The 12916-nt window shown below is 43.2% G+C and carries 14 protein-coding genes; 6 read left to right on the top strand and 8 right to left on the bottom strand.

Annotation, left to right across the window (positions count from 1 at the left end; genetic code table 11):
- Window positions 1-87 precede the first annotated feature (87 nt).
- Window positions 88-804 carry a YceI family protein gene (locus M3636_RS05015; RefSeq protein ID WP_251381436.1) on the bottom strand — a complete coding sequence of 239 codons (717 nt, stop codon included), beginning with the start codon at window positions 802-804 and terminating at the stop codon, window positions 88-90.
- A gap of 193 nt (window positions 805-997) precedes the next feature.
- Between M3636_RS05015 and M3636_RS05010 the strand changes: the two genes are divergently transcribed.
- Complete coding sequence (locus M3636_RS05010) at window positions 998-1684, top strand: response regulator transcription factor (protein ID WP_128101642.1); 687 nt, start codon at window positions 998-1000, stop codon at window positions 1682-1684.
- Window positions 1669-3132: a HAMP domain-containing sensor histidine kinase gene (locus M3636_RS05005; protein WP_251381435.1), complete on the top strand. Its 1464-nt coding sequence runs from the start codon at window positions 1669-1671 to the stop codon at window positions 3130-3132. Before M3636_RS05010 ends, M3636_RS05005 begins: the two co-directional genes overlap by 16 nt.
- Window positions 3133-3357: 225 nt before the next feature.
- On the opposite strand, the gene M3636_RS05000 is transcribed toward M3636_RS05005, so the two are convergent.
- Together M3636_RS05000 and M3636_RS04995 are read right to left on the bottom strand one after the other, a co-directional pair.
- A complete protein-coding gene (locus tag M3636_RS05000) occupies window positions 3358-3729 on the bottom strand; it encodes an iron chaperone (protein WP_128104424.1) in 372 nt (123 codons plus the stop codon).
- 301 nt (window positions 3730-4030) lie between these two features.
- On the bottom strand, window positions 4031-5071 hold the full coding sequence (locus tag M3636_RS04995; protein WP_251381434.1) for an NAD(P)-dependent alcohol dehydrogenase: 1041 nt from the start codon (window positions 5069-5071) through the stop codon (window positions 4031-4033).
- Window positions 5072-5256: 185 nt separating this feature from the next.
- Here M3636_RS04995 and M3636_RS04990 point away from each other — a divergent pair, with 185 nt between their 5' ends.
- On the top strand, window positions 5257-5667 hold the full coding sequence (locus M3636_RS04990) for a MerR family transcriptional regulator (protein ID WP_251381433.1): 411 nt from the start codon (window positions 5257-5259) through the stop codon (window positions 5665-5667).
- 184 nt (window positions 5668-5851) lie between these two features.
- On the opposite strand, the gene M3636_RS04985 is transcribed toward M3636_RS04990, so the two are convergent.
- Window positions 5852-6874: an ABC transporter substrate-binding protein gene (locus M3636_RS04985; RefSeq protein ID WP_251381432.1), complete on the bottom strand. Its 1023-nt coding sequence runs from the start codon at window positions 6872-6874 to the stop codon at window positions 5852-5854.
- A 242-nt stretch (window positions 6875-7116) separates the two neighbouring features.
- Here M3636_RS04985 and M3636_RS04980 point away from each other — a divergent pair, with 242 nt between their 5' ends.
- Window positions 7117-7929, top strand: coding sequence for an undecaprenyl-diphosphate phosphatase (locus M3636_RS04980; protein ID WP_128102477.1), 813 nt, complete (start codon window positions 7117-7119; stop codon window positions 7927-7929).
- Between the two features lie 111 nt (window positions 7930-8040).
- Here M3636_RS04980 and M3636_RS04975 read toward each other — a convergent pair whose 3' ends face one another.
- Entirely contained in the window at window positions 8041-8853 is an 813-nt protein-coding gene (locus tag M3636_RS04975; RefSeq protein ID WP_251381431.1) for an AAA family ATPase, read from the bottom strand.
- A gap of 359 nt (window positions 8854-9212) precedes the next feature.
- Between M3636_RS04975 and M3636_RS04970 the strand changes: the two genes are divergently transcribed.
- The gene (locus tag M3636_RS04970) at window positions 9213-9365 is read left to right on the top strand and encodes a DUF1540 domain-containing protein (protein WP_128102478.1); all 153 of its coding nucleotides are present in this window, start codon (window positions 9213-9215) and stop codon (window positions 9363-9365) included.
- Window positions 9366-9574: 209 nt separating this feature from the next.
- Window positions 9575-11029, top strand: coding sequence for a 4-hydroxyphenylacetate 3-hydroxylase family protein (locus M3636_RS04965; RefSeq protein WP_145408903.1), 1455 nt, complete (start codon window positions 9575-9577; stop codon window positions 11027-11029).
- Between the two features lie 24 nt (window positions 11030-11053).
- Here the strand turns inward: M3636_RS04965 and M3636_RS04960 are convergent, their stop codons facing one another.
- From M3636_RS04960 to M3636_RS04950, 3 genes are read right to left on the bottom strand one after another with little or no spacing between them, the layout of a single operon-like run.
- Window positions 11054-11620, bottom strand: coding sequence for a nitroreductase family protein (locus M3636_RS04960; RefSeq protein WP_128102480.1), 567 nt, complete (start codon window positions 11618-11620; stop codon window positions 11054-11056).
- Between the two features lie 34 nt (window positions 11621-11654).
- Entirely contained in the window at window positions 11655-12458 is an 804-nt protein-coding gene (locus M3636_RS04955) for a hypothetical protein (RefSeq protein WP_251381430.1), read from the bottom strand.
- A gap of 5 nt (window positions 12459-12463) precedes the next feature.
- Entirely contained in the window at window positions 12464-12916 is a 453-nt protein-coding gene (locus tag M3636_RS04950; RefSeq protein ID WP_056689646.1) for a flavodoxin, read from the bottom strand.

Genomic DNA, 12916 nt, shown 5'->3' with positions numbered 1-12916 from the left:
TACAATAATAGACAGCAAAAAAAATCTGTTCCGCTACCCTGGGGTAGAACAGAACAGATTCACTTTGGTACAATTGATCAACTTTGCTTATTTCGTGAGCTTCAACTCAAGCTGGAGCTTAATGTCATTCTCTGTTGAGAGAACAACAGAGTGAGGGTTTTCCATACCGAAGTCTTCGAACGTTACCATTGAAGTCGCAGACAACAACACCTGATCATTGTCATAAGCAGCTTTTGCATCAAAAGTGACTTCTTTTTCAACACCTTTTACAGTCAATGTACCATTCATTTTCACATCAACCGTCTGACCTACAGGCCATTCCGCTGGTAAACCTTCAAATGAGGTAGCTGTAAATGTTGCTTGAGGGTATGTAGCAATATCGAAGAAATCCGCTTGCTTCACATGTCCGTCACGTTGACCATTACCAGAGTCAATACCGTCCATCTCAATCTGTCCTTCTGCTTTCATCTGAGATGCGTCATCTACATTGATTGTCCATTTACCAGATACCTGCTCGTCCACAAAATTAACCGTTTCCTGTGAAGTTGTTACAGAGAAATATACTTTTGAGCCTTCACTGATGTTCCAGTCTCCATTCAATTGCTCTGAGCCAGCAACATCACTTGTTACTGCCGTTCCTGTGCTATCTACTGCCGTGGTTGATGTTGCTGTACTAGCAGGAAGCACTTGCTCGATTTCAACGTTATTACCGAGGTAACTATTGGTAAAGTAGTATCCTCCACCTCCGATGATAGCCACTGCAGCTACCCCTGTAATAATCCATGTTTTTGTCTTCTTGTTCATTTATTTTTCCTCCAGTACATTATTGGTTGAGTTACTTGTTGATATGGATAATATCAGCCCAATGTGTCAGGAAGAAGTCAAAGATGGACATGTACCAATTTTTTTCGAATCCTCTAATACAGCATTGGCATTAGGCTCTTGCTCATGTAAAATCAGTACACAAGCTTCTTGAAGTGAAAGGAGACCGCTTTTCTTGAAATCCATACTCATCGTCGAGGATGAGCAAGCCATTGCACGGGTTCTGGCTGCTTATCTGAGAAAAGCAGAATTTGAGGTACATCATGCAGCAGATGGCCCCACTGCACTTACCCTTTTTGATTCCGTGAATCCTTCCCTAGTTTTACTTGATGTAATGCTGCCTGGAATGGACGGATGGGATCTGCTGCGCATTATTCGTGAAAAAAGTGCTTGTCCTGTGATCATGCTAACCGCACTGGATGACATTCGAGATCGTCTCAACGGATTAAATGCCGGTGCTGACGATTATATGAGCAAACCATTTGTCCCCGAAGAGGTTGTTGCAAGAGTTAATGCTGTACTGCGACGTAACCCTCATTATACTTCGGGTAGTGAGGATAAACGCTGTTACGGCAATCTCGTTATTGATCTCGCTGCCAAGCAGGTATTGCTTAATGGCGCTGAGGTTGCACTCACTCCACGTGACCTATCACTCCTCATATTTCTATCTGAATATCCGAACCGTACATTTACGAGAGATCATCTGATCGAACAGGTGTGGGGTATGGACTACGATGGCAGTGATCGCGCTGTAGATTTATCGATTAAACGACTACGTCAGGCTCTCTCCCACTGGTTGCCAGAGACAGGAGAAATTCGGACGTTGCGAGGAATGGGGTATCAATTTTGGATCGCAAACTGAGAAGAAAGGGACCGAGACCTTCCACATCCATTTTGTCCCACTGGACACTTCGATATTTTCTGATCCTGTGCATTGGTTTCACCATAATTGTAGCAGGAGCGCTCTACTGGATTCGTACAACCTCGATTGAGAAAAGTCTCAAGACTGCAGAATTGTTAGGACTGGAGATTGCCGATCGTGTAACCATTGACAATAATAAGCTTCATGTACCACCCGATCTAGACATGATGGTAACCAAGAGGGAGAAACTATTTAATACAGATCATTATTTCTGTGTCATGGTGTTGGACAACAACAATCAATTGATTTTCTCTCAGCCTAAAATGACTCAAGAAGAGGTATTTTATCGACTGTCCGACGATTTTCGTGAACCAAGAAATAACAAATATGCAGGAGTAACCGTCAACATAAACGAAGGTGATCAAACCCTTGGAAAAGTATGGGTTATGCAATCTAAACAATCTCTTACATTCGGCCCAGAAACGATGTGGCTTGTGCTGTTAATTCTGGGAGGATTGATTCTATGTGGATGGTTTACGATCTATCTGCTATCCAACAAATTATCCCGGCCTATTCGCCAAGTAGCTTATGCGGCTGAACAAATTCGTGGTGGTAACTACGATGTTAGCCTCGATATCAAAACCCGAGAACGTGAGATCACTGAACTCGTAAGCTCCTTCCGAGATATGGCGACACGTTTAAGACAACTTGAGGAATGGCGCACTCTGTCATTAGCAGGCGTGAGTCATGAACTCAAGACACCCGTCACTTCCATTAAAGGGCTCGTTATGGCGGTACGCGACGATGTGGTGAGTCCTCAGGAAGGAAAAGAGTTTTTGGATATTGCCTTGAAGGAATCGGAACGCATGGAGCGGATGATTGCAGATCTACTCGATTACAATGCGATGTCTGCCGGAAGCGTTGCTGTGCGCAAGGAACGAACCGACCTGAAGTTATTGGTTGGCGAGATCATCTATCAGTGGAAGATTGCGTACGAAGATAAGACACCCGAGGTTGAATTACATGCACCTGCAGGCCCATTGTACACCATTGGTGACACCCTCCGTATTCAACAAATTATTGTTAATTTACTGAATAACGGTCTTCAAGCTACTGCTTCTGGTCAAACAGCCAAGTTCGACATTGAATTGCGGGCAGAAGGTGACAATCTATTTATAGATGTACAGGACTATGGCACAGGTATATCCGAGGCTGATCAACCGAAAATATTTGAACGTTTCTATCGCGGAGAGATCAAAAAACGTAGAAATCGCGGTTTGGGGCTTGGACTTACCTACAGCAGGCTACTCGCCAACGCCCAGAATGGAGAACTGTCTCTCACCTCAAGCACACCTGACGGAAGTAAGTTCACGTTAAGGCTACCACGTTGGACAACGCCTAAACATGTGACTAAAGAGCAAACGTATCCTTCTCCAGTTAAAGCCTGAGTTATTTACAGTTGCGTCAACAGCTTGCCTCTATTTGTGCTCTCCTTGATCAAGTAGATGAAGCGAGAGATACTAACTACAAACGCGCATCGATGGATCATCGGTGCGCGTTTTTTTTACTTATAGTACGGTTCAAAAATGTCGGTTAGGCATCATAATCTAAAGCGGACTTTTTGAATAACCTCTTATAAATGATATGGAAGGAAACGGCTCCACCTTCTCTGACTATTTACGCCAAAACGTAGTGCAATCTGCTTTATCTTTAATGTTAAACTCAATTATTCTTTCAAGTAACGAAAAATCAGTCGGCTGTTTCCACTTCATACGAATGAGTTGATTGGTATGCTCATAACCTGCCTGCACGATCTCTTCTGAGAACTGATTAATAACTACTTTCTCGGGAGCAACAGCCAGATGCTGCTTCGACACACTAAAACCGATAATAAAGGTCTCATGGTCAGTAAACATCGGCTGATTCCACGCAATCTTAGGCTTTAAACTTGGAAATTTCTCCGTAACCCATTTCAAAACCTCTTCCGTTCGTTCCTTATGCTCCGGGTTATCAATGCTTGCTAAATATTCTGCAAAAGTCTCCATCATATGCCTCCCCCTTATACTCCAATCCATTCTATCATGAATAGGGAGTCTCTAATTACCTTTTAATCAAAACTCATCATTACTGCTTGCCTTCTAGTATAATCCATGTCTCAAACAACTAAACAACCTATATCTCCGTAACCTCTCGCAATTGCAAACACATATGCTTACTTGTAATAAAATAGTATAAAAAGCAGTAACCACAAGGGTTAGCTGCTTTTTAATATATCTGCTATATTGCGTACATTTATACGTGCGCTAATCAACGACGATTAGTGTAGTTATTATCGAATTGACCCTATTAAATCGTACTCGTATCAATAACAAAGCGATATTTCACGTCTGAAGCAAGTACACGTTTGTAAGCTTCATCAATCTGATCTGCTGAGATCACTTCAATGTTGGGTGCGATGTTATGTTCAGCACAGAAGTCGAGCATCTCCTGTGTCTCACGAATGCCACCAATCATGGAACCCGCGAACGAACGACGGTGACCAATGAGAGAAAATACTTGTACGGACAATGGTTCTGCTGGCGCACCAACGTTAACGATTGTACCATCCAGCGTGAGCAGAGACAGGTATGCATTAATGTCAATACTGGCACTTACCGTATTAATCATCAGGTCAAAAGAACCCGCAAGTTTCTCAAATGTTTCCGGTTCACTTGTCGCATAATAATGGGCAGCACCAAATTGCAAGCCGTCTTCCTTCTTGCTAAGCGATTGGGATAGTACAGTAACCTCTGCACCCATCGCATGTGCAATTTTAACAGCCATATGACCAAGTCCACCCATACCTACAACCGCTACTTTTTTGCCTGGGCCTGCTCCCCAGTGATGTAGTGGTGAATACGTTGTAATACCTGCGCACAGCAATGGTGCAGCGGCATCAAGCGCAATATTATCAGGGATTCGAACAACGAAGTTCTCTGTTACAACGATATGTGTAGAGTAACCACCTTGCGTAGGCTCACCATACTTGTCTACCCCAGCGTAGGTCTGAATATTTCCTTTGAGACAGTATTGCTCTTCACCTTTTAGGCAATTATCACACTCGCCACAAGAATCCACCATACATCCAACACCTACGCGGTCGCCCACTTTATATTTGGATACACCTGTACCTACATCCGTTACAATGCCAGCAATCTCGTGTCCAGGAACGAGTGGATAGTTCACAGGCCCCCAGTCACCGTGTGCAGTATGAATGTCAGAATGGCAAATGCCCGCATATTTAATCTCGATCAGTACGTCACTAGTATCAAGATCCCGTCGTTTAATTTCGGCATTTCGAAATTGTTGGTCTGGTCCGTCAACTGCTCTCGCTTTAGCTATAATCAATGTAAAAACCTCCTATTCATTTCGAATACAGCATTATCGTACCCCCTACAGTTAACTCTAGGTCAAATACTTTTTTTTATTAAGTTCCAACTTTGACATCTAATCATGCGACATGGTAGTATTCACTCGGATCAATCCTATAGTTAACTCCAAGTCTATCCTTAATGGAAAGGAACATCATATATATGACATATTCGATTGGCGAGGTTGCCAAAAAATTAGATCTTACGGTGTACACACTGCGCTACTACGATCGAGAGGGACTCATGCCTTTTGTTGAACGGACTGCTAATGGAACTCGGTTATTCAAGGAATCTGACATTGATTTTCTTAAGATCATTCAATGTCTGAAAGCAACCGGGATGCCAATCAAAGATATCAAAGACTTCATTGCCTGGTGCTCTGAAGGAGACTCTACGTTGAAGCAAAGGTACGACATGTTTACAGAGCGCAGAGCTAGCGTAGAAGCTCAGATTGCGGAGCTACAGAAGACGATGGAAGTGATCGACCATAAATGCGCGTATTATGAGAGTGCACTAAGTGTGGGTACAGAAGAAATACACAAAGTGAATACGGGTAACCCTATCACTAACTAACTGTTACGTTAACATCCAATATCATCGACTTAACCTGTGATGTAACACTGAAATCTAATACCTTCAACTTCTATCCATTGCTACTTCATTCACACCTCATCATGAAGCTCAACTTCTATGCAAATTAGACCTCCGTAACTTAGACGGAAGTCTTATTTGTATTTGTATCTTTATTTTATATAGGTTACTTGGCTGACAATAGACTGTCAGTAATAAACTTCAGTTGACCCTCCAACGTTACCGGATCATTGTATGTATCCGAGGTAGGATCAAGTTGGAACACGTGATTCGCTTTAACTGCAGGCAGACTCTTCCATAGGTTGTGCTCGTAAACTTTCTTAGCATCACTTGTATCACCAGACCATGGGCTAGTGAAAATGATGTCTCCCGCATATTCGGGTAATACTTCCATAGAGATGGAAGCCCATCCTGTTCCACTGTCGATTGCTTCTGCTTGAGCCTTGGTTGGTGCCTTGAGCCCAAACTCGCCATAGATGATTTCACCTCCACGGCCGTAATTATGACCGAAGACATATAATCCTTTGTCGTAAGGATTCAGAATGGATACGGTACGATTTCCTACAGCCTCTTCCACTTTAGGCTTTAACTCGCCAATCTGCTTTTCCCAATTACTTATCCAAGCTTGCGCTTGGTCATCTCTATTGGTCAGCTTGCCTAGTTCGAGCAATAGCTCTCTGAAAGGACGTTTACCATATTCAATCTGTACTACAGGTGCAATGAGTGATAACTGATCAATTCCCTCTGTCCCCGTATATACGATAAATAAATCAGGTTTTAAACTAACCAGTTGCTCTGGTGTAGGCACTTCTCCCAGATCAGTAACTCCTGCTGCTGTGAGTTGATCCTTAATGTACTTGTTGTTCATTGCACCGGTTAAAGCTCCAACAATTGGAGCATCTAGAGCAACAAAATAGCCAGTTGTGAACGCGGTTAAGTCAACGATTCGTTTCGGATCTTTAGGTACCTGAACTTCTCCTGCATCGGATTGAAATGTAACTAACTCTTCTTCTGCAGTTGTAGATCCAGCTGACGTTGTATCCTGATCTGTCTTCGTTTCTGACTCTGCTGTTACATTAGTACCCTCACCTCTTGAAGCATTAGTGGCTACAGATTGTCCGCACGCACTTAGTACGAGCAGAACAGCAAGTGCCATCATGAGCCATATAGAAGTTTTCCCTTTACGCAAAATAAACCCACCTCTTATTTGATATTGATAATCATTATCAAATAATATCATGCTATGAAACAACTGACAAGCATATTTCATATGTCGTTGTTAGTGTTATTTTCTACTCTTTACGAAATTGAAACTTGCAAGTCAGTTAGCTAAACAACTATCATCAATAGAGTAGAATATCCTTTATAAGAGAAAAAGAGCTGATCATTGGAAGCATCAACGCCCAATGATACATATTCAAGGAGGACAAGATGGAAGACATTATATTGTGGTTAAAGTATTTATTATTAGGTATTGTACAAGGTGCGACAGAGCCCATCCCGGTTTCCTCCAGTGGACATCTGATTATTGCCCAACGACTTATGGGGTTGAAGCAGAACGGATTGTCATTTGAGATTTTGACCAACACAGCGTCTCTACTAGCGATCATTTTTATTTTCCGGGAAGATATCAAAAAACTGATTATCGGTGCATTAGGTTATCTGCGAACGCGAAAACAAGAATATAAAGCAGACTTCATGTTTTGCTTATACATAGTGATTGGTACAGTTCCAGCTGCTGTCGCTGCAGTGCTGTTCAAAGATCAGATTGAAGAAATCTTCTCGTCTGTATACACCGTTGCCATCGCACTATTAATTACTGGGGTTGCTCTATGGCTGATCCGTAATCTTCGTGGACGCAAGCAGGACGGGGATCTCTCCACTAAGGATGCGCTGTTGGTTGGTCTTGCTCAGGCCGTTGCGCTGATTCCAGGCATAAGCCGTTCTGGGGCTACAGTCATTGCTTCTATCGCCGTTGGTATGAAACAGGAAACTGCCTTAAAGTTCTCGTTTATGCTCTATATTCCTATTAGTATCGGCGGACTCATTCTAGGCGTATCTGACATTGCCAACGATCCGAACCGCGGCCAGCTTGCTATTCCTTATCTGATTGCATTCATCACAACCCTCTTCGTCACTTACTTCTCCATGAGATGGTTTATGGGAATTATGGCGAAAGGCAATCTTAAATATTTCTCGTATTACTGTTTTGCAGCGGGTACATTATTGCTTATCTTTTTATAAAAAAAACAAGTACACAAAAAAGGAACAATTGGCCCGTCGCCATTTGTTCCTTTTTCAATTCAACTACCCATTCTCCGTTTATAACCTTCCGTCTGATCGGCAGTCTTTGCATTAGGTGCCTAGTAGCCGTGGCATATATTCATCGTAGGCATCTGAGATCAATTGCTCGTGCAGAGGACTGCTCGTTATAATCGCTTTTCTTTTGGCTTTCAGTATAATCTGCTCCACATCTGCGAAGCTGCAGCCTTCTAAACGCTGACACATATAATGTTGCACATCAGGCTGGTGTTCGAACTGTCCGACCAGCTTGCTAATATAGCGTTGCCTGCTCGGAGCATCTGGCATAGCGTAATTCATTTTGGTATCAAATCTGCGCCAGATTGCATGATCCAATTGTGTTTCAAGGTTCGTTGCAGCAATACATATACTGTCCCCTTCGAACTCATCTAGGCATTGCAGCAACGTATTCACAACCCTGGCCATTTCTTTTACCTCATCGTTACTTTCTCTTGTGCGCGCAATGGCGTCGAACTCGTCCAAGAAGAGCACGCATGGATTCACCCTCGCGTATTCAAACAATTTACGCACATTGGTACTTGTTTCCCCAAGATGACTATGAATGATCGCATCCAGACGCACAAGCACCAACGGCAAGTTCAAACGATCTGCTACATACGATGCGGTTAACGTTTTCCCTGTGCCTGGCGGCCCAAACATGACCAATTTATTAGGGATCGGAACTTCATGTTCTGCAAAACGATCCTTCATCCCAAGAATCGTTATAAACTCTTCAATAATGCGTTCATTCTCCGCCGAGAATACAATATGTTTGGCTTTACGTGCACATTCCTTGGGTGAATAGAATGCAGCCATATCAATCCCTTTTGCTCGAGGGATACGATTGATGTGATTGGTTTTACTCATTACGCTAACTCTCCTTCAACGCTAATCAAGCGGTATCCATTAGAATTGTTGATGATCTATAAATAAGTATGATCCGTCATTCGATTTTTATTCGTAATAATTACTATTAAAAGATATCATACAATCTCCTTTTTGCCAAGGATGTACCTATTTTAATGAAAAAAGCACCACCATGGACTTGTCCTGTTGCAAGCTGAGACATTATTTGCTATTCTAAATGTGCATCGTTGTGTGTAACGCAAAAAAGCCCTCAAGTATTAGAGAGCAATAAAGTTCAGATTAGCAAGCGGCAACTTGCAGAATCTGAGTATGTCTTATACCAACGAATGTAATCCCACTACAAAGCGAGGTAATTAATCATGGCAAAAGACGTATTGTGTGAAGTAAATTCTTGTGTTCACTGGGCTCAAGAGAACAAATGTAATGCAAGCTCCATTTATATCGTAAGCCACAGCTCCAAAAAAGCAAGTGAGTCTGCGGAAACAGACTGCAAAACTTTTGAAGTAAAATAAGATAATTCATTGTTTGAAGTTAAAGGAGCCCTAGCCGGTTCCTTTTTCTTTTTGTATTGTAACAAGAATGATAATTATTATCAAGCCTTTCTTACAAAAAAATCGTTATTCCCTTAACGCGCTCGGATGCACACTGGACGTTCTTCATACGTAAACTACGAAAGCAGTGCGTATGCCTATGCACGATTAGATCCAAGAGGTGAATAACGATGCCCGTTAAAAATGGCAAACAGTATGTTGAACGTATCAATGCCCAAACTGTACCTGTGTGGTACAAAGGAAACCTAGTGACCGGAAACCGTTCAGACCATCTTGCTTTTGCTGGTTTAATGGATACTCAGGCCAAAATGTATGATATGCAGCACGACCCGTTGCTTGCGGCTAAGATGACCTATGCCTCCCCAGTAGATGGCAAACCAGTCGGTCTCTCCTTTCTGCCCCCCAAAAGCGTGGATGATCTAGAGAGACGCCGTATCTCCATGAATCTATGGTCTAATATGCATCATGGCTTCTTAGGTCGCTCCCCTGATTACATGAATACTGCAATTATGTCCTTTTATACTGCCGCAGACCTACTGAATGACTTATCGCCACAATATGCTGAGAATTTGAAAAACTACTATGCTTATTGCCGTGACAATGACATTACACTCTCTCATGCATTCATTCAGCCCCATGCCAGCAAAATCTCCGGACAGATTGATGCAACCGAGGATGCCATTGCGGCTAAGATTGTAGATCGAACACCTGATGGATTGATCATCAACGGTGCATTCATGATGGCAACTCAAGGTGCCACTTGTGATGAGATTTTTGTATATCCATCCCCTTCTCCAGCACCATTTGAAGATGAAAATCCGTTTGCCTTCTCCTTTGCTGTCCCGAATGATCTACCAGGCATCAGCATGATCTGCCGAGATACGTATGCAGCAGATTCACGTTATAACTATCCGCTCAGTTCCAGATATGAAGAGATGGATAACATCGTTATTTTTGACCATGTATTAGTGCCTCATGAACGAGTCTTCTTCGCCGGAGATGAAGAAATGTCCTCACGTTTATTCAGTGGAAGTCATTTCCACATCTACGCAGGACATCAAGTTTTGTGTCGCTATATTGCCAAGACTGAATTTATTTTGGGAACGATACAGTTACTTACGGAAACACTGGATCAGGTCTCCGAGACTCATGTCATTGAAAAAACAGCTCGCATATTAGCTGGGCTTGAAACGTTAAAGGCGTTAGCTATTGCGGCAGAAACCAATGCCATACCCGATGGTAGAGGATTCTTACTGCCTGCTCCCAAACCTCTGATGGCAGCGAACATCTTGTACCCGAAACTCTATCCTGACATGATGGATACGATGCAGTTGTTAGCCTCCAGCGGCATGATTATGATCCCGCAACAAGAGGAGTTCCAGTCCGATGTAGCTGCTCATCTTAATACGTATCTTAAAGGCACCAACTCATCATCTGTAGAACGCACTGCACTGTTTCGTCTGATCTGGGAGCTAGGTTCAGGTTCCTTCGGTGGCAGACAGACCCAATTTGAGCGGTTCTTCTTTGGCAATACGATAACGGTATCCAATCGACTGTATGGTACTTACTTGAAGGATCAGACCTACCGCGAACTCGTTCGCAGCTTCATCACAGACACAAAATGACGACATTTGTAACGTTTAATTCGGTTAAACGAGATGATCGTACACCGTCATAAGCTCAGAAGCGGGTCTTCCATAGTCCACATGCCTGAACGCTGGCTGGTCTCCATACCCGATATGAAACACACCTAGCACTTTCTCTTCAGGGGTTAGACCCATCAGATTCATGAACACTGGATGATGTTGATAGTCGTTCATCTTCCACACAGCATGCAAACCTTTTTCTGCTGCCAGTAAGGAGAATCGTCTGCTCCATGCTTTTGCTGGTAACAATTGATCCTCTCTGGCAGCAGATGGGGCTACGACGACTAGATGTGCTGGGATCGCTTCAGTGTACTGATACGTAGCCCAATCCCCATAACGATCAGCCAAGTGAGGAGGATAGCTCTGCCTAACAGCCTCCAAGTATAACTGGCGACCTTCCCCCGCGAACAACATAAAGCGCCACGGCTCTGAACTCATTACATATAATGATGGGTCTGCTTCATCCAACAATTGTCCAATAACAGCTTTTGGGACAGGAAGTGGACTAAATTCACAGCTTCCAGCTTGACTTCTCACATTACCCATCTCATGCTTCGTATGGCTAGACATGGTATCAATCCTCCTTCATCTCACTTTAGCTTCTCTACATTAACCAGGTTTTCTTCGTCTCAGTTTCACTTCTACGTCGATCAGCCTCTTCATGAATACGAGCTTTGTCACGCGCACTGAATTGGTCTGATTCTACATCTTCGGCTTGCGGTACACTGTCTCGAATCAAATGAATATAATCCATAGAACGAGCAAGTGACTTCCGTCCAGGCATAAAACGAATTTTACGTCCTTCCAACAAACAATACACTTCAATTATGCCAGGCAGTTTGCCAAAGGCCTCATAACAAAACACGCTTGTCATATGTTGAAAAGCTTCAACCACATTTGGGTCATAACCAACCATATATTTCTGGATTAACAGTGAGTCCCAGCCTTCAGGCTGCCAAGCTGCATGAAAAATCATCGACAACTCCATAGACAGAGAAGGAATCTCTGTTTTCCACTGCTCGAACAAAATCGAAGGATGCTGCAGGTCTTCGTTTGTCCGGATGATACGTGATAACTCATCAATGATCTTATTTTTTACTTCCCAGTATTGGAGCACCGATTCGAATCCCGTTGTTTTTTTGGGCCACCATTTCTCCAGCATGTACTGCACAGGCACTTCCTTACGCACATCCGGATCCATACTGTAAAAGGCATTCACGGCGTGACTGACTGCATACTGGACTCGATGTCTCCATAGGAGTTGAGATGCCTGCGTAATCTCCGGTTCTGGGCGAATGAACCGGTGTGGACTCCGCAGCATCTCCTCTAATTTGTAATCTTCAAGCAGTCGTGTTGAGATTCCCGATAACCCCAATGGAACGCCTGCTTGAACATGTTGTTTTAACATTTTCTCTAGGAAACCTGTAATCCGGCAGCAATGAACTTTTTGCCAAAGTCACGGCAAGTATCCTTCTCCTGCTCCAGCGGACTATATTCGATTTTAAGCATCTCTGGATATACTTCCGCCCCACGCTCCTGCAACTTCTCTGCCGCCAGATCAACCGCTCCGCAGTACTGCTCATAGGAAGTATCACCACTACCAAATACTGCGGCTCTTTTCCCGGTCAGATCCAACTCATCCAGCTCTTCATAAAAATCTAGAAACTCATCCGGTAGCTCGCCGTCTCCCCAGGTGTACACTCCAATTAGAAATCCATCATAATCCAGCACATCCGCTGCATTACAATCCGTTACAGACTTCAGATCCGCCTCATGACCACTCTGTTTGATTCCTTCCACAATCAATTCAGCAATTTCTTCCGTATTTCCTGTCATACTTGCATAAGCCACTAACAATTTAGCCAT

Origin of the sequence: Paenibacillus sp. MER 99-2 (assembly GCF_023714095.1) — a bacterium.
Classification (GTDB): Bacteria; Bacillota; Bacilli; order Paenibacillales; family Paenibacillaceae; genus Paenibacillus.
This window is presented reverse-complemented; position numbering and strand designations above follow the sequence as displayed.